Consider the following 21,520-nt stretch of genomic DNA (forward strand, 5'->3'; position numbering starts at 1 on the left):
CAGCGGTGCCCATCTTTATCGATCTCTCGGGTCGAGCGCGTCGCGCAGGCCATCGCCGACGAAGTTCAGCGCAAACAGCGTCGAAACGAGGAAGAAAGCAGGAAACAGGAGCAGCCAGTTGGCAGTGCCGATGTTCTTGGCGCCGACCGAAATCAGCACGCCCCAGCTGGTCATCGGCTCCTGGACGCCGAGGCCGAGGAACGACAGAAAACTCTCCAGGATGATGACCTGCGGCACCAGCAAGGTCATGTAGATGACGACCGGGCCGAGCAAATTGGGAATGACGTGGCGCAGCAGGATGCCGCGCTGGCCGACGCCCATGGCTTCCGCCGCCTGGACATATTCCTGGCGGCGGATCGACAGCGCTTGGCCGCGCACGATGCGCGCCATGTCCAGCCACAGCACCGCGCCAACCGCCAGGAACATCAGCACGAAGTTGCGGCCGAAGAACACCACCAGCATGATGACGAAGAAGATGAACGGCAAGGAATAGAGCACATCGACGATGCGCATCATCACCTCGTCGATCCTGCCGCCGGAGAAACCCGCGGCGGCGCCATAGATCACCCCGATCACTACCGCCACGACACCGGCGAGCAGGCCGATGGCCAGCGAGATGCGCCCGGCCATCAAAGTGCGCGACAGCAGATCGCGGCCGGTGTTGTCGGTGCCGAACAGGAAATATTGCTGCTTGACCGACGCGCTCATGGTCGCTTCGAGCCCGTCGGGCGACTTGCTCTCGATCTTGGTGTCGTCAAAGGCATCGGAGCGGTCGAGATAGCGGATATTGCGGTCATCGATCGGCTTGGTCGACTTGACCGTGACGAAGACGTGATCGCCCTCCTGGTGCCATTCCTTGATATCGACCCGCATGCGCTTGATCGCATCATTGAGCGCGGACTCGATCATGTCGGGCTTCGGATAGGCTGACAGGCTTGGCGGCATGCGTACATAGTCGGCATAGATGGTCGTGTACTGATGCGGCACGAACCAGGGGCCGAACACGCTGACGAGCCCGATCAAGGCGAGGTAGTAGAGGCTGAACATGGCGGCGCGGTTGGCCTTGAGGCGCGCCCAGGCATCGCCCCACAGCGAACGGCCGACGATAGCGGGAGCAGTGGCTGCGATGTCAGTCATAGCGCACCCTCGGGTCGACGACCGCGTACATGACGTCGACGATCAGGTTGAAGACGATGGTGAAGATGGCGATCACCACCACCGTTCCCATCACCAGCGTGTAGTCGCGGTTGAGCGCGGCATCGACGAAGTAGCGGCCGACGCCGGGAATGGAGAAGATCGTCTCGACGATGACGGAGCCGGTCAAAAGGGCCGCCGCCGCCGGGCCAGTGAACGAAACGATCGGCAGGATGGCGCCGCGCAAGGCGTGTTTGACCACAACTGACCAGTCGGAAAGGCCGAGCGCGCGGGCGGTGCGGATGTGATGGGAGCGCAGCGATTCGATCATCGAGCCGCGCATCAGGCGGGCGACGATGGCGATCTGCGGCAAGGCAAGCGTCAGCACCGGGCCGACCTTGTTGATGAAGGCGCCATCGCCCCAGCCGCCGATCGGCAGGAGCCTCCAGGTCAGCCCGAAGAGAAGCTGGATCACCGGCGCGATGACGAAGGTGGGGATGGTGCTGCCGGCCGTGGCCAGAGCGATCACCGTATAGTCACCAAGCTTGTTCTGGTTGAGCGCGGCAATGGTGCCGAGCACGGAACCGAGCAGCAGTGCCAGGATCAGCGCCGAGGCGCCGAGCTGCACCGAAATGGGCAGGCCCTTGGCGAACAGTTCGGTGACGGTGAAATCCGGCATGTTGTAGCTCGGGCCGAAATTGCCACGCAAGAGATTGCCGAGATAGTGGACATATTGCAGCCAGAGCGGATCGCTGAGGCCGAACTGGGCTTCAAGATTGGCCTTGATCTCGGGGCTTAGCCCCCGCTCCTGGTTGAACGGCCCGCCCGGCGCGACGCGCATCAGGAAGAACGCCATCGTCACGATGACGAACAGCGTCGGTATGGCGGTCAAAAGCCGCCGGAATACATATCGCAGCATAGGTGCCCCACTTGATCCGGAACACGCCTGTCCGATTGGACCATTGTGCTCCAGCCTTCAAATCTTCGCACCGGATTTTCCGAGAATCGATTGCGCTTCCCGGCCGATGCGATGGCAAACCAGCACCGCCGCGCACGAAGTGCGCGGCGGCTTGGCCAGGGATCAATCCTTGCTGACGAAACGCGACGGATGGACGTCCATTACATTGTCGACGAAGCCATGCAGCTTCGAGGACACGATGTCGTGGTAGCTGTAGTAGAGCAGCGGGATCTGGCCGACATCGTCGACGAGAATGCGCTCGGCCTCGGAGAGCTCCTTCATGCGCTCCTCGGGCTTGCCGCCGGCGGCGGCTGCCTTGTCCATAGCTGCTTCATAGGCCGGGCTGTTGTAGTTCGAGTAGTTGTTGCCGCTCGCCTTGCGGGAGATGCCAAGGAAGGTTTCCGGATCCTTGTAGTCGGCGATCCAGGCGGCACGCGCCACGTCATAGTCGCCCTTCTGCTCGAGGAAGGAGTAGTGCGTCTTGGTGTCGGTGTTGAGCAGCGTGACGTCGACGCCAAGCGGCTTCAGCTGTTCCTGGATGGCGACCGCGGTGTTCTTGTGGTTCTCCGAGGTGTTGTAGCGGATTTCCATCTTCAGTGGATGTTCGGGCGTGTAGCCGAGTTTCTCGAGGATTTTCTTGGCTGCGTCCTCGCGGTCTATCTGCGGCATGTCGGCATATTTGGCCATTGCGGGCGTGTACCCCTCGATGCCGGGAGGCACCATCGAATAGCCGGGCAGCATCGAGTTCTGCCAGACCTTTTCGGCAATGAAGTCGCGGTCGATCGCCATCGAGATGGCGGTGCGCAGTTCAGGATTGTTCCAGGGCGCCTTGTCGGTCTTGATCGCATAATAGTAGGTGCCGAGATACGGGCCGACATGGATCTGGTCGCCGAACTTGGTCTTGAGGTCGGCGAGCTGCTCGGTCGGCAGATCGTCATAGCTGTCGAGTTCGCCTGCCTCGAAGCGCTTCATCGCCGATGAGCGGTCTTCGGTCGGGATGTAGTTGACCACGTCGAACTTGACGGTCGCGGCGTCCCAGAATTTCGGATTCTTGACCAGCTTCATGTGGTCGTTGGGAACCCATTCGGCCAGCGTATAGGCGCCGTTCGAGACCAGCTTGCCGGGCTTTATCCAGTCGGCGCCGAGCTTTTCGATCGAGGCCTTGCTGACCGGATAGGTCGCCTGGTGAGTCAGCATCTCCAGGAAGTAAGGCGTCGGCGCTTTGAGCGTCACTTCCAGGGTGGTGGCGTCGATCGCCTTGACGCCCATGTCCTCGGGCTTGCCCTTCTTGGTGTTGACGTCCTCGGCACCCTTCACTGGATACAGCATCGAGGCATATTCGGCGCCGGTCGCCGGGTCTTCCAGCCGGTGGAAGGCGTAGACAAAGTCGTCCGCCGTTACCGGGCTGCCGTCCGACCACATGCCGTCCTTGCGCAGCTTGAAGGTGTAGACAGTGCCGTCATCCGACACCGTCCAGCTTTCGGCGGCGCCCGGAATGAGGTTGGCCTTCTGGTCCTGCATGACCAGGCCCTGGAACAGGTCACGCAGCACATTGGCTTCATAGACCGTCGAGGTCTTGTGCGGGTCGACCGATTCCGATTCGGCGGCGGTGCCCCTGTTGTAGACGCTCTCGGCGAACGCCGGCGAGTAGAATGCGCCGGCGGCTACCGCCATGGTGGTGGCGAATACCGTCGCCTTCAGCATGTTTTTCAGCATGAAGTTCTCCCTGTCGGCGCTGCCGTGGGCGCGCCTTTGAGTGTTGACGCCCCGGAACCGATGCCTGGTTCCTTTGAGCGCGCCGCCGGTTCCCCCCGGCAGCTGGTGGCAGGAGACTAGACAGGAGGTAAGCTCTTTTCAACCGAGTACTGATTGACCCTAAGTCAATCCTCAGAATCGAAGAAGCAACAGCTAAATTAGAGCGGCCTTTTCAATCGCACGCATCTGCAGGTTGCACCGAGAGTTTTCGCTTTCTGCATGCGAACTTTGGCATGTTGGTATCATGGTTCAGAAGCTCATTTCCATGCTCCGAAGACGCGCGTTCCGAACAGACAATTCGGGGACGTCGGCGGTCGAGTTCGCCCTGCTGTCGCCGATTTTTATCCTTCTTCTGCTCGGAATGGTTGCGTACGGTATTTATTTTGGTGCCGCCAACTCGATCCAGCAGATCGCGGCGGATGCCGCCCGGACGGCTATAGCCGGGCTGAACCAGACCGAGCGGCAGACGCTCGTGGCCGCCTTCCTCGCCAACAATGCCGGTGGATACCCCTTCGTGGACGCCAGCAAACTGACCTACCAGGCCAATGACAGCGTGGCCGACGGCAGCCAGTTCGTGGTGTTGATTTCGTACGATGCGCGCAACCTGCCGATCTGGAATCTCTTCCCGGGCATAGCCTTGCCGGGGACCACCATCAAGCGTCAGTCAACGATCAGGGTTGGGGGTATCTGAATGCTGCAGCGTGCCGGCAAGGGCATCGGCCGGCTTGCACGGTCGATGATGGGGGACAGGAGGGCGAACTTCGCAGTGATGACCGCGCTGAGCGCGCCGGTCGCGCTGGCTCTGGCGGCTGTGGCCATCGATGAGGCCTCCATATACTCCGAGCGCCGGCAGGCCCAGGCGATGGTCGATCTGGCGGCGATCACCGCCGCGTCGAACATCAACAATGTCAACACCGCGGTCGTCACCACGCTCACCGACAACGGCATGCCGGGTGTCGTCGTTCAAGCCTCTGGCCAGACCATTGCCCCGGCCGTCGGCAAGACGGTGGTGACGGTCACGCAAGGCCGATACGCCTCGACGACCACCAATGTCACCCAGCGCTTCCAGGCGGGCGTGACGCCCTACAATGCGGTGCGTGTCACGCTGGCGAAAGTGCCCGCCCGCTATTTCGCGAGCTCGCTGATCCCCACTCCGGTCATCGGCACCCAGGCCACGGCCAGCATGACGCCGCAGGCGGCATTCTCGGTGGGGTCGAGACTGCTCAGCGTCAATGGCGGGATCCTCAATGCTTTGCTGAGCGGGCTCCTCGGCGGCAACATCTCGCTCAGTGTCATGGACTATAACGGGCTGATCTCGGCCGATGTCAGCGTCTTGTCGTTCATCAGTGCGCTCGCCACACAATTGAACATCACCGCCGGCACCTATTCGGACGTACTGGCCTCGAAAGCGACTGTCGGCCAGATCGCCACCGCCATGGCCAACGTCCCTGGCCTTGGCAACACGGCCAAGGTTGCCCTGCAGACCATCGCCTCCAAGTCGACCAGCACGGTCAAGATCCCACTCTCCAGCCTTGTCGATCTCGGCTCCGTCGGCAGCCTGGGCCTCGGGCAACAGCCGTCCGGCTTCGGCGTCGATGCAAGCGCCATGGGAATGCTGACCGCCGCCGCTGTGCTCGCCAACGGCACCAACCAGGCCGCGGTCGATCTCGGCGCCACCATCCCGGGACTGCTCTCGACCAAGCTCAACATCGCCATCGGGCAGCCGCCGCAATCCTCGCCGTGGCTCGCGGTCGACGGCATCGGCACTGTCGTGCGCACCGCCCAGACGCGCATCAAACTGACGGCCTCCGTCGGTGTCGGCACGCCCGGCCTCGGCGGCGGCATCAGCCTGCTCGCCGTCAACCTGCCGCTCAATGTCGAAGTCGCCTACGCCGAAGCCAAGCTGACCGACATCACCTGTCCGGCAGGGCCTTCCAGCATCAGCGTTTCGATCGCGGCGCATCCGGGCGTTGCCCAACTGAACCTCGCCAACAGCAACAATCCCTCCGGCTTCGCCGATTTCAGCCAGCCGCAGACCTTCACCGATGCCGACATCGCGGATGTGAGCCTCCATCTGCTGCTGATCAACATCCCGCTGATCCAGGTGATGGGATCGGCCGCGACCGCGATCACCAACAACAGCCCACAGACCTTGACCTTCAACGCAACCGACATCGCCAACAAGACGGTGAAAACCGTTTCGACGCGCAACATCTCGCAGTCGCTCACCACGTCGCTGGTCAACAACCTGTCGCTTTCGGCCAATGTGCTTGGTCTCGGTATTGATCTCAGCTCCCTGCTCGGAACGGTCAAACCGGCAGTGGTGACCCTGCTCAACACCGTAACGGCGCCTGTCGACGACTTGCTCTACAATGTGCTGTCAGCGCTGGGAGTCGGCGTCGGCCAAGCCGACGTGCGCGTCACCGGCGCGACCTGCGGTCGGGCGGTGCTCGTTCAGTAAGGTTTTCGTGGCCAAGCGGGTCGCCTGGCCAAGGCGCGGTCGAGCGGCCAGTCAGTCGAGCCGGCCAAGGAAGCAACCGAGAGCCGGCAGCGAAAGCGCTTCCTCCTCGCCTGCAGCGGTGCCAGCCAGGACAGCAGCGACAGCGCCAATATCCGGTGGCAAGGGCCAATTCGCCGGCTCTCCAGCGAAATTGAAGACGCAGAGCAGTCTCTGCCCGCCGCCTTCCCGAATGAAGGCCAGCACGTCGCCTTCGGCGTCGAGAAAGCGGATCGAACCGCTGACCAGCGCCGGATGCCGCCTGCGCAAGGCAAGCGTGGAGCGGTAGGCGGACAGCACCGATTGCTCGTTGCCGTTCTGCACATCGGCGGCGCGGGCGCGATGGCTGGCTGGGACCGGCAGCCAGGGTTTTCCTGTCGAGAAACCCGCATTGTCGGCGCCGGCATCCCAGACCATCGGCGTGCGACAGCCATCCCTGCCCTTCACACCGGGCCAGAAACGGATACCGACGGGATCGCGCAGATCCTCATAGACAAGCTCCGCCTCCTCCAGGCCGAGTTCCTCGCCCTGGTAGAGGCAGATCGAACCGCGCAGGCAGGCGAGCAGCATGATCGCGAATCTGGCCACCGCGTCGGCATCGCCATCCGGCCCTGTCCAGCGACTGACATGGCGCACCACGTCATGATTGGAAAACGCCCAGCAGACCCAGCCGTCGGCAACCGCATGTTCGAAGGCCTCGACACAGCCGCGCACGTGCGCCGCCGAAAATTGCGGACCGAGCAGGTCGAAGGTGTAGGACATCTGCAGCTTGTCGCCGCCGGAGGTGTAGGCTGCCAGCGTCTGCAGCGAGCGGCCCTCATCGCCGATTTCGCCGACGGCGGCGCGGTCTGGATATTCGTCGAGCAGCGCGCGGAAACGCCTGAGGAAAGCCAGGTTCTCCGGTTGCGTCTTGTCGAACAAATGCTCCTGGTAAAGGTAGGTGTTGGTCTCGCCATTGGTGCCGGCGACGCTCGACGCCAGAGGTGGATTGCTGCGCAGCCAGCGGTCATGGACATAATAGTTGACCGTATCGAGCCGGAAACCGTCGACGCCACGCTCGAGCCAGAAGCGCACCGTGTCCAGCAGCGCGTCCTGGACCTCCGGATTGTGGAAATTCAGATCGGGCTGCGAGGCAAGGAAATTGTGCATGTAATATTGCCGGCGGGTCGAATCCCACTCCCAGGCCGGGCCGCCAAATACGGACAGCCAGTTGTTGGGGGCATTGCCGTCGGGTCTCGTATCGGCCCAGACGTACCAGTCGGCCTTGGGGTTGTCGCGGCTGGCGCGGCTTTCGATGAACCATTCGTGTTTGTCGGATGAGTGGGACAGCACCTGGTCGATGACGATTTTCAGGCCCAGCCGGTGCGCCTCGGCGACCAGAGCGTCGAAATCCTCCAGCGAACCGAACATCGGATCGACGTCGCGATAATCCGAAACGTCGTAGCCCATGTCAGCCATCGGCGACTTGAAGAAGGGCGACAGCCAGACGGCATCGACGCCGAGCGAGGCGATGTGGGCAAGCCGCGTGGTGATACCCTTGAGATCGCCGCTGCCATCGCCGGTCGTGTCCTGGAAGGAACGCGGATAGACCTGATAGATGACGCAGCCGCGCCACCAGTCGGCCCCCTGCCCCGCCCAAGGGTCGGCATTGTTGTCGGCCATCACGAACCCTTCCTGGCGCGGCTCTTTGTAGTACCGCGCTCAAGCATGAAATGGACGCTTCGGCCCGGCAGCGGCCGTGCAAGGTCGATCGCCTGCGTCTCGATCGCCGGCTGCCATTGGAAGCCGTCCCGCGCGGGCAAGGTGAAGACGCATTGCCGACGATCGCCGTTGATTATGATAGCAAGGCGGCCGCCTGCGTCACCCAACAGCATGACGAGGCGGTGCCGGGCGGGGTCGTTCCAGTCCGCCTCGGCAAGCAGCATGCCGGTCTCGGTCAGCCAGGCGACATCGGGGATGCCGGAAGCATCGGCCGGTTGTCCCGTCAGGAAATGCGTGTCCGACAGAGCGGGGACGGTACGGCGAAGGATGCCGAGCGCCGATGCGTGGCGCTCCAGCGCCTGGTCGCGGCCGGCCCAGTCGAGCCAGGTGATGGCATTGTCCTGCGCATAGGCGTTGTTGTTGCCCTTCTGCGAGCGGCCGAACTCGTCGCCCGCTGTCAGCATGATGGTGCCGCGCGAGGCAAACAGCGTCGCGAGCAGCGCGCACTGGTCGTCGAAGCGCGCCTTGGTGATCGCGGCGCTGTCCGTCTCGCCCTCGGCGCCATTGTTCCAGGACAGATTGTCGTTGTGGCCGTCGCGGTTCTGCTCGCCATTGGCCTGGTTGTGCTTGCGCTCATAGGCGACGAGATCGGCCAGCGTCATGCCGTCATGGGCGGCGATGAAATTGACCGTGCGGCTGGCCGGCTGGCCGGCCTTGCCAAAAACATCGGACGAACCGGCAAGCCGCGTCGCCAGCGCTCCTACCGCGCCGGCATCGCCACGCCAGAAGCGCCTGGCATCGTCGCGATAGCGATCGTTCCATTCGAGGAAGCGCGGCGGGAAGTTGCCGAGCTGGTAGCCGTCAGGACCGATATCCCAGGGTTCGGCGACCAACACGCGATCGGCCAGCATGGGATCGCCGGCGATCGCCGCGAGCAAGGGCGCCGCGGGATCGAACACGCCGTCGACGCGGCCCAGCACCGGCGCCAGGTCGAAGCGGAAGCCGTCGACGCCGGCATTGCAGACAAAATGCCGGAGCGTGTCGAGCACCATGTCCCGCACCGCCGGATGATCGCAGGCGACGGTGTTGCCGGTGCCGGTGTCATTGACCAGCCTGCCATCCGGTTGGTGCCGATAGTAGGCCTGGTTGTCGAGGCCGCGCAGCGACAGCGTCGGCCCCAGCCGGTCGCTTTCGCCCGTGTGGTTGAAGACGAGGTCGAGGATCGTGCCGATGCCGGCCTTGCGCAGCGCCGCCACGGTGTCGCGCAATTCCTTGAGGCCGCCGGGCGCGAGACGCGGGTCGAGCGCCATGAAGGTAACGGGATTGTAGCCCCAGGCGTTGCTCAGGCCCAGCGGCGGCAGGTGCTGCTCGTCGATCGACGCCGTCACCGGCATCAGTTCGACGGCCGACACGCCGAGCCTTTGCAGATGCTCGATGACGACAGGATGAGCAAGTGCCGCGATCGTACCGCGCTGCGCTTGCGGAATGTCGGGATGCAGCTTCGTGAAGGCGCGCACCGGCACCTCGTAGATCAGGCCGCCTGGGCGGAACAGCGGCGTCAGCACTGGCATCGCTTTGGGCAGTGCTTTCGCCACGGTCTTGGGCATCAGCGGCGCGGTGTCGGCGCCCTCGTTGCGCCGCGCGGCGAGCCGCCAGTGATAGGCATAGGGTCGGTCGATTTCGACGGCGTAGGGATCGGTGAGCAGCTTGTCCGGGTCGAACCACAACCCGCGCTCGGGCGCATAGTCGCCATCGGCGCGAAAGCCATACCGCGTGCCCGCGGCAAGGCCGGGAACGACGAGCGCATGCACCCCCGCGCCTTCCGGCTGCAGCTCCAGTCGGTCGAGTTCGCGGTTTCCCTGCCCGTCGAAGATCGAGACCCAGAGGCGACGGGCCGACGAGGACCAGGCGGCAAAGCGGATGCCTTCGCGGGTGACGGCTGCGCCGAGCTGGGTCATGCAGGCTCCCCCTTCTCCCCTTGTGGGAGAAGGTGTCGCCGAAGGCGACGGATGAGGGGTGCTCCAGCTTGGGAAAGACGGCGATCCGTCACGCACCCCTCATCCGTCTCGGCGCTGCGCGCCGATCCACCTTCTCCCACAGGGGGAGAAGGAAGAGCGCGCACCGCCACCCTCAAGTAATCACGCTCGGCTTGTTGCGGCCGGTGTGGCTCTTGATCCCGGCAATGTCGTCGGCGGCCGCGATGAGGTCGGCAAGGGCTGCCTGCGTGTCGAGGTCGTGCCTGGCCTTGTCCGGCTCGTAGCGCTCGATGTAGACGCGCAGTGTCGCTCCGGACGTGCCAGTGCCGGAAAGCCGGAAGACGACGCGCGAGCCGCCTTCGAACAGGATCCTAATGCCCTGGTGCTCGCTGGTCGAACCGTCGACCGGGTCGTGATAGGCGAAATCGTCGGCCTTGGCAATCTTCAGGCCGCGCACGCTGGTGCCGGGCAGCGAGCCGAGCTTGGCCCTGAGTTCGTCGACCAGAGCGTTGGCGCGGTCGCTCTCGACCTCCTCATAGTCGTGGCGCGAATAGTAGTTGCGCCCATAGGCCGCCCAGTGCTCGGTGACGACCTGCTTGCAGCTCTCGCCGCGCGCGGCAAGGATATTGAGCCACAACAGCACCGCCCACAGCCCGTCCTTTTCGCGCACATGGTTGGAGCCGGTGCCGGCGCTCTCCTCGCCACAGATCGTCGCCATGCCGGCATCGAGCAGATTACCGAAAAACTTCCAGCCGGTGGGCGTCTCATAGATACCGATGCCGAGTTTTTCGGCGACACGGTCGGCGGCGCCACTGGTCGGCATCGAACGGGCGATGCCCTTCAGCCCGTCCTTGTAGCCGGGCGCCAGACGGGCATTGGCGGCAAGCATCGCCACCGAATCCGACGGGGTGACGAAAATGCCCTTGCCGATGATCAGATTGCGGTCGCCGTCACCGTCGGAAGCGGCACCAAAATCCGGCGCGTCCGGTCCCATCATCTCGTCATAGAGATGCTTGGCGTGCACCAAGTTCGGATCCGGATGATGGCCGCCGAAATCCGGCAGCGGCTTGAAGTTGCGGCAGGTGCCGCTGGGCGCGCCGAGCCGGTTCTCGAGAATTTCCTTGGCATAGGGACCGGTCACCGCATGCATGGCGTCGAAGCGCATGCGGAAGCCCGATTTGAACAGTCTGCGCAGCGCGTCGAAATCGAACAGGCTTTCCATCAACTCGGCATAATCGGCCACAGGATCGATGATCTCGACCGTCATGCCGGCGGCAGTGACGGTGCCTGTTGTATCGATGTCGATCGGATCGATGTCCGATGTCTTGAAGCTCGAAATCGCCTTGGTCTTGGCGAAGATCGCGTCGGTCAGCTTTTCCGGCGCCGGGCCGCCATTGCCGGCATTGTACTTGATGCCGAAATCCTCATGCGGGCCGCCGGGATTGTGGCTGGCCGACAGGATGATGCCGCCGAAGGTCTTGTACTTGCGGATGACATGTGAGGCGGCCGGCGTCGACAATATACCGCCCTGCCCGACCATGACCTTGCCGAACCCGTTGGCGGCCGCCATGGCGATGGCCTTCTGGATGACCTCGCGGTTGTAGAAGCGGCCGTCGCCACCGATCACCAGCGTCTTGCCCTTGAAGCCGTCCAGCGCGTCGAAGATCGACTGGATGAAGTTCTCGGCATAGTGCTCCTGCTGGAACACGGGCACCTTCTTGCGCAGGCCCGACGTGCCGGGCTTCTGGTCTGAATAGGGCTTGGTGGGGACGGTCCGTATCATGCTTCAGGCAACCCTTTTCGAAAGCAGCAGGCGATAGAGTTCAAGATATTTTTCCGCGCTCTTGTGCCATGACACATCGGCCTTCATGCCTTGGCGCTGGATGGTCTCGAAGGCCGCGGGGTCGGCGTAGGCATCGACCAGGCGGCGTATGGCGTGCAGCATCGCGCTGCCATTGTTGGGAGCAAACTGGAACCCTGTCGCCACGCCGGCGGCCATAGCCGCTTCGTTGGCGTCGATGATGGTGTCGGCAAGGCCGCCGGTGCGGGCGACCACCGGCACGCAGCCGTAGCGCAGGCCGTAGAGCTGCGTCAGTCCGCAAGGTTCGAAGCGCGACGGGATGATGATGGCATCGCAGCCGCCCTGCATGGTGTGCGACAGCCCTTCGTCATAGCCGATGACCACGCCGATGCGGCCACGGTGGCGTGCGGCGGCGGCAAGCAGCGCGCCTTCGAGGCCGGCATCGCCCGAGCCCAGCATGGCCAGCCGCGCCCCGGTCGCGACGAGGCCGTCGATCACCGTCGCCAATATGTCCATGCCCTTCTGCCAGGTCAGCCGGCTGATGACGCAGACGATCGGGCTGTCGTCGCGGTCGAGGCCGAAACGCTCCTCCACGGCCGCCCTGTTCGGCGCCCGTGCCTTGAGCGTTGCGGCCGTATAGTTCGACACCAGATGCTTGTCCGTCTCCGGATCCCAGATGGCGGTGTCGATGCCGTTGACGATGCCATAGAGATCGCTGGAGCGCATGTTGATCAGGCCGTCGAGACCCATGCCGAATTCCGGCGAACGGATCTCCTGCGCATAGGTCGGGCTGACCGTGGTGATCGCCCAGGCCGCCTGCAGGCCGGCCTTGAGGAAGCCGACGCCACCATAATATTCGACGCCGTCGAGCGCCATCGCCACCGCCGGCAGGCCGAGTTCGCCGAAGATGCCGGCGCCGAACTGGCCCTGGAAGGCGAGATTGTGGACGGTCATCATCGACGGCGTGCCGACGGCCTTGCCGTAGCGCATATAGGCCAGCGTCATCGCCGACTGCCAGTCATGGGCATGGACGATGTCGGGCAAGTAGCCCGAGATGGCGCCGCCGGCGATATCGGCGCCGGCCTGGCTCAGTGCCGCAAAACGCCGCCAATTGTCCGGCCAGTCGGCGCCCGAAGCGTTGCCGTAGGGACCGCCCGGGCGGTCGAAGAGATGCGGCGCGTCGAGCACGAAAAGGTCGAGCCCGGCGATCTGGACAGCATGGATCGAAGCCTTGCCGCCCTGCAGCAGCGGGTATTGGTAAACAGCCTTCTTTTTCTTGAAGGCATCCATCACCACGGGAAAGCCTGGAATGAGCGTGCGCATGGCCACGCCCTTGGCCGCCAGCGCGACGGGCAGCGCACCGGTCACGTCGGCAAGCCCGCCGGTCTTGATCAGCGGAAAGATCTCGGGCGTGACCGACAGAACCTGCATGCGTCTATCCCGATCCTGTCCAATTCTTCGTTTCCAGGCAATTCCCGGATGGAAACCCGTTTCGCACTTTTCGCAGAATTGCTCTAGAGCCCGAGTTTGTTGATCATATCCTGTGTGATCAGGCAGATGCCCTTCTCCGAAACGCGGAAGCGCTTTGCGTCTAGCGCGGGATCCTCGCCGACGACCAACCCCTCCGGTATCCTAACACCATGGTCAATGACGACGCGCTTCAACTTTGCGTTCCGGCCGACATGAACGTCGGGCAGCATGACGACCTCTTCCAGCGTCGAATAGGAATTGATGCGCGCGCCGGTGAAGATCAGACTTTTCTTCAGTGAAGCGCCCGAGACGATGCAATCGCCCGAGACCAGCGAGGAAACGGCCGAGCCGCGCCGGCCATCCTCGTCATGGACGAATTTTGCCGGCGGTTTCAACTCGGCATACGTCCAGATCGGCCAGTCGCGGTCGTAAAGGTCAAGCTCCGGCGTGATATCGGTCAGGTCGATATTGGCTTCCCAATAGGCGTCGACCGTTCCGACATCGCGCCAATAGGCTTCGTTCTCGGCGGTCGAGCGCACGCAGGATTTGGTGAAACGGTGCGCGATCGCCTTACCGTGCTGGACGATATAGGGGATGATGTCCTTGCCGAAATCGCGGCTTGAGCCCGGCTCGGCGGCGTCGCGGCGCAACTGCTCCATCAGGAACTTGGTCCTGAAGACATAGATGCCCATCGAGGCCAAGGCGAAGTCCGGATTGCCCGGAATGCCGGGCGGATCGGCGGGCTTTTCGACGAAGGCGATGATGTTGTCCTTGGCATCGACATGCATGACGCCAAAGCCTGTCGCCTCCATGCGCGGCACTTCGAGGCAGCCGACGGTGACGTCGGCATTGGCGTCGACATGCTGACGCAGCATCATCTCGTAGTCCATCTTGTAGATGTGGTCGCCGGCCAGAATGACCATATATTCCGGGCCATAGGCCTCGATGATGTCGATGTTCTGGTAGACGGCGTCGGCCGTGCCTTCATACCACTGCGTTTCCGAGACGCGCTGGCTGGCCGGCAGGATGTCGAAGCTTTCGTTTCGTTCCGGCCGCAGGAAGTTCCAGCCGCGTTGCAGGTGGCGGATCAGCGAATGTGCCTTGTACTGCGTGGCGACGCCAAGGCGGCGAATGCCGGAATTGAGCGCATTGGAGAGCGCGAAATCGATGATGCGCGTCTTGCCGCCGAAATAGACCGCCGGCTTGGCGCGACGGTCGGTCAGTTCCTTGAGGCGGCTGCCACGGCCGCCGGCCAGTACATAGGCCATGGCATCGCGCGCCAGCGGCTGGGTCCGTTTCAAGTCTGCCATTTCTACCCTCCCAAGTTACTCAAGTCTCGCCCTGTTAGTCCGCCTCGGTCACGAGTTCGAGCATGATTGTCGACAGCGGCGGCAGAAGCATCGTTGCCGAGATGTTCTTGCCTTCCGCCCTTGCCTCGACCATGCCGCCATTGCCCATGCCGGAACCGCCATATTCGGATGCGTCGGTGTTGATGATCTCCCGCCACTTGCCGGCCTTTGGCAGCGGCACACGATAATTGTCGCGCGGCACCGGCGTGAAGTTGGAGATGACGGCCACCGGGCTGCCGCCCGGCGCGTTGCGCACCCAAGCGAAAACCGAATTCTGGCTGTCGTCGACGATCAGCCAGGAAAACCCTTCCGGTTCGCAGTCGCGGCCGTGCAGCGCCGGGCGCGACCGATAGAGATAGTTGAGATCGCGCACGGTCTGCCAGACGCCGCGATGCGGGCGGAAATCGAGCAGGTTCCAGTCGAGCGCGCGCGCCTCGCTCCATTCGCGGCGCTGCGCGAATTCCTGTCCCATGAACAAGAGCTTCTTGCCGGGATAGCCCCACATGAAGCCGTAATAGGCGCGCAAGGTCGCGAATTTCTGCCAGTCGTCGCCGGCCATCTTGCCCAGCAGCGTGCCTTTGCCGTGCACGACCTCGTCATGCGAGAGCGGCAGCACGAAATTCTCCGAGAAGGCGTAGGTCAGGCCGAACGTCAGGTCGTTGTGGTGGTGCTTGCGGAAAATCGGCTCCTTGGAGAAATACTCCAGCGTGTCATGCATGAAGCCCATGTTCCACTTGAAGCCGAAACCCAGCCCGCCTTCATGCACCGGCGCCGAAACCTTCGGCCATGAGGTCGATTCCTCGGCGATGGTCATGACGCCGGGATGGTGGCCGTAGACCTCCTTGTTCATCTTCTGCAGGAAAGAGACCGCCTCGAGGTTCTCGCGGCCGCCCTTCTCGTTGGGGATCCACTCGCCGGCCTTGCGCGAATAGTCGAGGTAGAGCATCGAGGCGACCGCATCGACGCGCAGACCGTCGACATGGTATTTCTCGGCCCAGAACAGCGCATTGTTGACCAGGAACGACACCACTTCGCGGCGGCCGAAATTGTAGATCGCGGTGTTCCAGTCGGGGTGAAAACCCTTGCGCGGATCGGCATGTTCATAGAGTGCGGTGCCGTCGAAATGAGCCAGGCCGTGCGCGTCGACCGGGAAGTGCGCCGGCACCCAGTCGAGGATGACGCCGACGCCGGCGCGATGCGCGCCATCGACGAAACGGGCAAAGCCGTCCGGATCGCCGAAACGGGCCGACGGCGCATAGAGGCCGGTCGTCTGATAGCCCCAGGACGGGTCATAGGGATGCTCGGAAATCGGCATGAACTCGATGTGGGTGAAGCCGGTCTCGACCACATAGGGGATCAGCCGGTCGGCCATTTCGTCCCATGACAGAAACGTGCCGTCGTCGTGAAGCTGCCAAGACCCAGCGTGGACTTCGTAGATCGAGACGGCTTCGCGCCGGGGATCGGCATTGCGCCAGTAGTTGCGATGCGCCTCGTCGCCCCACTCATGCGCCGGCGGCACGGCGACAACCGAAGCCGTGGCGGGACGCAGTTCGGATTTGAACGCAAACGGATCGGCCTTCAGCGGCAGCCTGACGCCATCGGGTCCAATGATCTCGTATTTGTAGGGTCGCCCGGCACCTATGTCGGGGATGAACACCTCCCATATGCCGGTGTCGCGGCGATCGCGCATCGTGTGGCGGCGGCCGTCCCAGTCGTTGAAATCGCCGACCACCGAGACGCGTCTTGCGTTGGGAGCCCAGACGGCGAAATGCACGCCGGTGGCGCCTTCGTGCTTGATGACGTGCGCGCCAAGCTTGTCGAACAGCCTGAGATGCGACCCTTCGGCGATATAGTAATCGTCCATCGGCCCGAGCACCGGGCCGAACGAATAAGGATCGGTCAGCCACCAGTCACCGCCGGCATTACGCGCGTGATAGCGCAGCGGCTGCCGCTTCCTGATCGACAGCTTGCCTTCGAAGAAGCCGGCATCGTCTCGCCTAGACAACGCACCGGCCTCGATGCCCGTCAGCGTATAGGCAGTGACGGTCTCGGCATGCGGAACGAAACAACGGGCAAACAGGCCTTTGCCGACCTCATGGACACCGAGGACCGCGAACGGATCTCCGTGCGTGCCGGCGACAATCGCCGCAACATCGCTGGCTGGCGCCAGTCCGTCCGGCCCGCTTGTCGCAGCGGTCACGCGTGGCTTCCTCATCAGGCAGTGTCCCTCCCAGGGCACCAGGTGTCTATTTCTGGTGATGTGAGTTGGCATTCAACCCAAATCACCGGGACCACATTGTTCGTGGCCTCATGCAATCACATCAGGCAGGCACGTTCCAGATTTCTTTCGCGTATTGGCGGATGGTGCGATCGGACGAGAACCAGCCGACGCGCGCGACGTTGCGGATTGCTCTGGCATACCAGTCCGGGCTGTTGCGCCAGACAGCGTCGACATCACGCTGGGCGGCGGCGTAGGCGTCGAAATCGGCGGCGACCATGAACCAGTCGCTGGTGTAGAGGCCGTTGATGAGGTCGCGGTAACGGTCCGGGTCATCAGGCGAAAAGACGCCCGAGGAAACGGCCGAGACCGCCTGCGACAGTTCGGGCGAGCCCTCGATCACGGCACGCGGGTTGTAGCCATTGTTGCGCCGCTCGGCGACTTCGGCCGTGGTCAGGCCGAAGATGAAGATGTTGTCGTCGCCGACACATTCCTTGATCTCGACATTGGCGCCGTCGAGCGTGCCGATGGTCAGCGCGCCGTTGAGCGCGAACTTCATGTTGCCGGTACCCGACGCTTCCATGCCCGCGGTCGAGATCTGCTCGGACAGGTCGGCCGCCGGCATCATGACTTCGGCGAGGCTGACATTGTAGTTCGGCACGAACACCACCTTCAGCAAGCCGCGCACCGCCGGGTCACGGTTGATGACCCTGGCGACGTCATTGGCGAGTTTGATGATCAGCTTGGCGTTGTGGTAGCTGGGCGCCGCCTTGCCGCCGAAGAATTTTACGCGCGGCATCCAGTCGCGCTCGGGATGCGAGCGGATCTGGTCGTAGAGCGCGATCGCCTCGAGGATGTTCAGAAGCTGGCGCTTGTATTCGTGGATGCGCTTGACCTGGATGTCGAACAGCGCCGACGGGTCGACCTTGATGCCGAGCCGGTCGGCGACGAGATTGGCCAGCCGCGCCTTGTTCTGGCGCTTGACGCCCGCGAACTTCTCCCGGAACGCGCTGTCATCGGCAAAGCCGTCGAGCCCTTTGATGGCGTCGATGTCGTCGAGAAAACGGTCACCGATCGCCTCGCGGGCGAGAGAGGTCAGGCCGGGGTTGCACTGGATCAGCCAGCGCCGCGGCGTGATGCCGTTGGTCTTGTTGTTGATGCGATCGGGATAGAGCTTGTGCAGGTCGGCAAACACCGTTTCCTTCATCAGCTCGGTATGCAGTGCCGAGACACCGTTGATCGAATGCGAGCCGACAAAGGCCAGATTGCCCATGCGCACGCGGCGGTCGCCATTTTCCTGGATCAGCGAAATGCGGCTGATCTGATCATCCGAGAACTGGTCGGTGGCGCGAGCCTCCAGAAGCACCTGCGCATTGATGGCGTAGACGATCTGCATATGGCGCGGCAAGAGCCGCTCGAACAGCGGCACCGGCCAGCTTTCCAGCGCTTCGGGAAGAAGCGTGTGGTTGGTGTAGCCGAAGGTGCGTTTGGTGATGTCCCATGCGAGATCGAAGTCCATGCCGTGGACATCCATCAACAGCCGCATCAGCTCCGGCACGGCAATCGCCGGATGGGTATCGTTCAAGTGGATCGCCGCCTTGTCGGGCAGCGACTTCAGGTCGCCATACTGGCTGAGATGGCGTTGCAAAATGTCCTGCAGCGAAGCGGTCGAAAAGAAATACTCCTGCCGCAACCTGAGCTCCTGCCCGGCCACGTGGGAATCTGCGGGGTAAAGCACGCGCGACAACGCGTCCGCCTTGTTGCTTTCGGCGAGCGCGCCGATGTGGTCGCCGGCATTGAACTTGTCGAGCAGGATCGGATCGACCGGCATGCCCGACCACAGCCGCAGCGTGTTGACGCGGTTACCCCGCCAGCCGACGACAGGCGTGTCGTAGGCGACAGCCAGGACATGTTCCGTCGGCTTCCAGACGTGACGCTCGAGCCGGCCGTCCTTTGACGTGATGGACTCCACCGAACCGCCGAAGCCGACTTCGAAGGAGCGTTCGCGCCGTTCGAACTCCCAGGGGTTGCCGTGATCGAGCCAGGTCTCGGGCAGTTCCACCTGCCAGCCGTCGTGAATCTCCTGGCGGAACATGCCATTGGCGTAGCGGATGCCGTAGCCATGCGCGGGAATGTCGACGGTCGCCATGCTTTCCATGAAGCAGGCGGCAAGCCGGCCAAGGCCGCCATTGCCGAGCGCCGCGTCGGGTTCCAGCGCCGCGATGAGATCGAGGTCGACGCCGAGCGACGACAGCGCCTCGCGCATATTGGCCATCAGGCCAAGATTGGAGAAGGCGTCGCGCATCAGGCGGCCGATGAGGAACTCCAGCGACAAGTAGTAGACGCGCTTTTCCTGCTGGTCATAGGCCTCTTTGGTTGCCTGCATCCAGCGATCGACGATGCGGTCACGCACGACCTTGATCGAGGCCGTCAGCCAGTCGTACTGGGTCGCGACGGTGGTGTCCTTGCCGACCCGGTATTTGAGGGCCACCAAGACTTCCCTTGCGAGCGTCTTCGGATCAGGATTTTCGAGCAGTGGCGGAAGGGTTTCGGATGTCATTGCGCGCGTCATGCTGCCTCTCGTGCGGTTGCAACGATCATACCGGCTTTCACCATTCATCCCAGCCCATGTTACCGCATCGCAACATATATTCAATCGATTTAGATGGACGTGCGCCGACTTACCCTGCGGCAATTTGACAATCAGGCGGCCAGTGCTGCCTCCGGAGGCGCCTTGGCGCCGGTCATGAAGGCGACGGCGTCGGACATCGTATATTGCTTGGGATCGATGACGGCGAGGCGACGGCCGAGGCGATGAATATGGACGCGGTCGGCCACCTCGAAGACATGCGGCATGTTGTGCGAGATCAGCACGATCGGCAGGCCGCGCTTCTTCACGTCGAGGATCAGTTCGAGCACACGGCGGCTCTCCTTGACGCCAAGGGCTGCCGTCGGCTCGTCCATGATCACCACGCGGCTGCCGAAGGCAGCGGCGCGCGCCACCGCGACACCCTGGCGCTGGCCGCCCGAGAGCGTTTCCACCGCCTGGCCGATGTTCTGGATGGTCATCAGGCCGAGTTCGGTGAGCTTGTCGCGAGCGCGCTTTTCCATCGCCGGACGGTCGAGCATACGCAGCCATTGGCCAAGGAAGCCGGGTTTGCGGATCTCGCGGCCGAGGAACATGTTGTCGGCGATCGACAGTGCCGGCGACAGAGCGAGATTCTGGTAGACGGTCTCGATACCGGCTTCGCGGGCCTCCATCGGCGACTTGAAGGCAACGGTCTTGCCTTCAAGCTGGATTTCGCCTTCGTCGGGCACGACTGCACCTGAAATCGCCTTGATGAGCGACGACTTGCCGGCGCCGTTGTCGCCGATGACGGCGAGGATTTCGCCCGGGTAGAGGTCGAAGTCGGCATTGTCGAGGGCGGTGACGCGGCCATAGCGCTTGACCAGGCCACGCGCGGTGAGAATGGGGTCCTGGGTCATGCGGAAACCTTTCTGATCCATTGGTCGACCGCCACGGCGCCGATGATCAACACACCGGTGAGCAGCACTTTCCACTGCGGGTCGGCGCCCAGCATGTTGAGGCCCATGGAGACGACGCCGACGATCATCGCGCCAAACAGCGTGCCCAGGATCGAGCCGCGCCCGCCGAACAGGGAAATACCGCCGATCACCGTCGCGGTGATCGCCTGCAGATTGTAGTCGGTGACGGCCGCCGACGGCGAGATCGAACCGTTGCGGCCGATGGAGACCCAGGCGGCGAAAGCGGCGATCAGCCCGGCAAGGGTGTAGACCGTCACCAGCAACTTTTTGGTCTGGATGCCCGACAGCTTGGCTGCCTCCTGGTCGTCGCCGACAGCGTAGACATGGCGGCCCCAGGCGGTGTGGTTGAGGACGTACCAAAGCAGCAGCACCAGCGCGACCATGGCGATGACGCCGAGCGTCAGCACCGCGGTGCCGACCTTGAAGCTCAGGGCGAACAGATGCAGCAGCGGCGCCTGGGTGTCGACGTCGGTGTCACGGATCGTTTCATTGGCCGAATAGATGAAGTTCGTGGCCATGACGATGTTCCACGTGCCCAGCGTCACGATGAAAGGCGGCAGCTTCATGTAGGCGACCAGCAACCCGTTGAGCAGCCCGCAGGCAGCACCGGCGGCAAGCCCGAGCGCCACGGCCACCACGCTCGGCAAGCCGTAGCTGACGGCGCAATTGCCCATGATCACGGCTGAGATCACCATGATGACGCCGATCGACAGGTCGATGCCGGCGGTCAGGATGACCAGTGTCTGCGCAGCACCCAGAATGCCGACGATGGCGATCTGCTGCAGGATCAGCGTCAGCGTGTAGGACGAGAAGAAGCGCCCCCCAATGGTGATGCCGAAGATGATGATCGACAGGACCAGCACGATCAGCGGCACCGCCGCCGGCGTCGAATGCAGGAAGTGCTGGACGCGCCTGACTGCGGATTTGTGTTCGTCGAACGCGGCAACGCTGGTGTCGCTGCCCGAGAGAACCTTCTCGAATTCCTGAGCTTGAGCCATGTTTCCTCCCCGTGAGGGGTCAGCCTAGCGCCGACGCCCGTCCACGCCTTTCCGGTCTGTCGCCGGGATTGTTCGCGGTCACGCGACCCATCGTCCACCCGAAGCGGCCGGGGATCA

The 21,520-nt window shown here is 63.3% G+C and carries 14 protein-coding genes; 2 read left to right on the forward strand and 12 right to left on the reverse strand.

The window, feature by feature from the left end; all coding sequences use genetic code 11:
• Nucleotides 1-15: 15 nt before the first annotated feature.
• The 3 genes from JG747_RS26680 to JG747_RS26690 form a co-directional block, all read right to left on the reverse strand.
• A complete protein-coding gene (locus JG747_RS26680; RefSeq protein WP_019857070.1) occupies nucleotides 16-1,137 on the reverse strand; it encodes an ABC transporter permease in 1,122 nt (373 codons plus the stop codon).
• Nucleotides 1,130-2,053, reverse strand: coding sequence for an ABC transporter permease subunit (locus JG747_RS26685; protein WP_202360374.1), 924 nt, complete (start codon nucleotides 2,051-2,053; stop codon nucleotides 1,130-1,132). Before JG747_RS26685 ends, JG747_RS26680 begins: the two co-directional genes overlap by 8 nt.
• 162 nt (nucleotides 2,054-2,215) lie before the next feature.
• A complete protein-coding gene (locus JG747_RS26690; protein ID WP_019857068.1) occupies nucleotides 2,216-3,808 on the reverse strand; it encodes a peptide ABC transporter substrate-binding protein in 1,593 nt (530 codons plus the stop codon).
• A gap of 283 nt (nucleotides 3,809-4,091) precedes the next feature.
• Here JG747_RS26690 and JG747_RS26695 point away from each other — a divergent pair, with 283 nt between their 5' ends.
• On the forward strand, nucleotides 4,092-4,538 hold the full coding sequence (locus JG747_RS26695; protein WP_019857067.1) for a TadE/TadG family type IV pilus assembly protein: 447 nt from the start codon (nucleotides 4,092-4,094) through the stop codon (nucleotides 4,536-4,538).
• Nucleotides 4,539-6,308, forward strand: a complete 1,770-nt coding sequence (locus JG747_RS26700; RefSeq protein WP_019857066.1) for a TadG family pilus assembly protein — start codon at nucleotides 4,539-4,541, stop codon at nucleotides 6,306-6,308.
• 51 nt (nucleotides 6,309-6,359) lie between these two features.
• Here the strand turns inward: JG747_RS26700 and bglA are convergent, their stop codons facing one another.
• The 9 genes from bglA to JG747_RS26745 all read right to left on the reverse strand — a co-directional run bounded on the left by bglA (nucleotide 6,360) and on the right by JG747_RS26745 (nucleotide 21,403).
• Nucleotides 6,360-8,006 carry a beta-galactosidase BglA gene (bglA, locus tag JG747_RS26705; RefSeq protein ID WP_202360375.1) on the reverse strand — a complete coding sequence of 549 codons (1,647 nt, stop codon included), beginning with the start codon at nucleotides 8,004-8,006 and terminating at the stop codon, nucleotides 6,360-6,362.
• Nucleotides 8,006-10,003 (reverse strand): glycogen debranching protein GlgX, encoded by a 1,998-nt coding sequence (glgX, locus tag JG747_RS26710; RefSeq protein ID WP_202360376.1) that lies wholly within the window; start codon nucleotides 10,001-10,003, stop codon nucleotides 8,006-8,008. Before glgX ends, bglA begins: the two co-directional genes overlap by 1 nt.
• Nucleotides 10,004-10,175: 172 nt before the next feature.
• Nucleotides 10,176-11,804 carry an alpha-D-glucose phosphate-specific phosphoglucomutase gene (locus JG747_RS26715; RefSeq protein ID WP_202360377.1) on the reverse strand — a complete coding sequence of 543 codons (1,629 nt, stop codon included), beginning with the start codon at nucleotides 11,802-11,804 and terminating at the stop codon, nucleotides 10,176-10,178.
• 3 nt (nucleotides 11,805-11,807) lie between these two features.
• Nucleotides 11,808-13,253, reverse strand: a complete 1,446-nt coding sequence (gene glgA, locus JG747_RS26720) for a glycogen synthase GlgA (RefSeq protein WP_202360378.1) — start codon at nucleotides 13,251-13,253, stop codon at nucleotides 11,808-11,810.
• Between the two features lie 83 nt (nucleotides 13,254-13,336).
• Nucleotides 13,337-14,602: a glucose-1-phosphate adenylyltransferase gene (gene glgC, locus JG747_RS26725; RefSeq protein ID WP_019857060.1), complete on the reverse strand. Its 1,266-nt coding sequence runs from the start codon at nucleotides 14,600-14,602 to the stop codon at nucleotides 13,337-13,339.
• 34 nt (nucleotides 14,603-14,636) lie between these two features.
• Nucleotides 14,637-16,856 carry a 1,4-alpha-glucan branching protein GlgB gene (gene glgB / locus JG747_RS26730; RefSeq protein ID WP_019857059.1) on the reverse strand — a complete coding sequence of 740 codons (2,220 nt, stop codon included), beginning with the start codon at nucleotides 16,854-16,856 and terminating at the stop codon, nucleotides 14,637-14,639.
• A gap of 106 nt (nucleotides 16,857-16,962) precedes the next feature.
• Nucleotides 16,963-19,431 (reverse strand): glycogen/starch/alpha-glucan phosphorylase, encoded by a 2,469-nt coding sequence (locus JG747_RS26735; RefSeq protein ID WP_027046634.1) that lies wholly within the window; start codon nucleotides 19,429-19,431, stop codon nucleotides 16,963-16,965.
• 131 nt (nucleotides 19,432-19,562) lie between these two features.
• Nucleotides 19,563-20,345 carry an ATP-binding cassette domain-containing protein gene (locus JG747_RS26740; protein ID WP_019857057.1) on the reverse strand — a complete coding sequence of 261 codons (783 nt, stop codon included), beginning with the start codon at nucleotides 20,343-20,345 and terminating at the stop codon, nucleotides 19,563-19,565.
• Nucleotides 20,342-21,403: an ABC transporter permease gene (locus JG747_RS26745; RefSeq protein WP_202360379.1), complete on the reverse strand. Its 1,062-nt coding sequence runs from the start codon at nucleotides 21,401-21,403 to the stop codon at nucleotides 20,342-20,344. The genes JG747_RS26740 and JG747_RS26745 overlap by 4 nt, the downstream gene beginning before the upstream one ends.
• Nucleotides 21,404-21,520 lie beyond the last annotated feature (117 nt).

It is taken from the genome of Mesorhizobium sp. 131-3-5, assembly GCF_016756575.1.
GTDB classification, from domain to species: domain Bacteria; phylum Pseudomonadota; class Alphaproteobacteria; order Rhizobiales; family Rhizobiaceae; genus Mesorhizobium; species Mesorhizobium jarvisii.

Excerpts from the sequence above, each read along its gene's own strand:
- JG747_RS26680 (WP_019857070.1), bottom strand. The coding sequence starts at position 1,137 with ATGACTGACATCGCAGCCACTGCTCCCGCTATCGTCGGCCGTTCGCTG.
- JG747_RS26685 (WP_202360374.1), bottom strand. The coding sequence starts at position 2,053 with ATGCTGCGATATGTATTCCGGCGGCTTTTGACCGCCATACCGACGCTG.
- JG747_RS26690 (WP_019857068.1), bottom strand. The coding sequence starts at position 3,808 with ATGCTGAAAAACATGCTGAAGGCGACGGTATTCGCCACCACCATGGCG.
- JG747_RS26695 (WP_019857067.1), top strand. The coding sequence starts at position 4,092 with ATGGTTCAGAAGCTCATTTCCATGCTCCGAAGACGCGCGTTCCGAACA.
- JG747_RS26700 (WP_019857066.1), top strand. The coding sequence starts at position 4,539 with ATGCTGCAGCGTGCCGGCAAGGGCATCGGCCGGCTTGCACGGTCGATG.
- bglA (WP_202360375.1), bottom strand. The coding sequence starts at position 8,006 with ATGGCCGACAACAATGCCGACCCTTGGGCGGGGCAGGGGGCCGACTGG.
- glgX (WP_202360376.1), bottom strand. The coding sequence starts at position 10,003 with ATGACCCAGCTCGGCGCAGCCGTCACCCGCGAAGGCATCCGCTTTGCC.
- JG747_RS26715 (WP_202360377.1), bottom strand. The coding sequence starts at position 11,804 with ATGATACGGACCGTCCCCACCAAGCCCTATTCAGACCAGAAGCCCGGC.
- glgA (WP_202360378.1), bottom strand. The coding sequence starts at position 13,253 with ATGCAGGTTCTGTCGGTCACGCCCGAGATCTTTCCGCTGATCAAGACC.
- glgC (WP_019857060.1), bottom strand. The coding sequence starts at position 14,602 with ATGGCAGACTTGAAACGGACCCAGCCGCTGGCGCGCGATGCCATGGCC.
- glgB (WP_019857059.1), bottom strand. The coding sequence starts at position 16,856 with ATGAGGAAGCCACGCGTGACCGCTGCGACAAGCGGGCCGGACGGACTG.
- JG747_RS26735 (WP_027046634.1), bottom strand. The coding sequence starts at position 19,431 with ATGACGCGCGCAATGACATCCGAAACCCTTCCGCCACTGCTCGAAAAT.
- JG747_RS26740 (WP_019857057.1), bottom strand. The coding sequence starts at position 20,345 with ATGACCCAGGACCCCATTCTCACCGCGCGTGGCCTGGTCAAGCGCTAT.
- JG747_RS26745 (WP_202360379.1), bottom strand. The coding sequence starts at position 21,403 with ATGGCTCAAGCTCAGGAATTCGAGAAGGTTCTCTCGGGCAGCGACACC.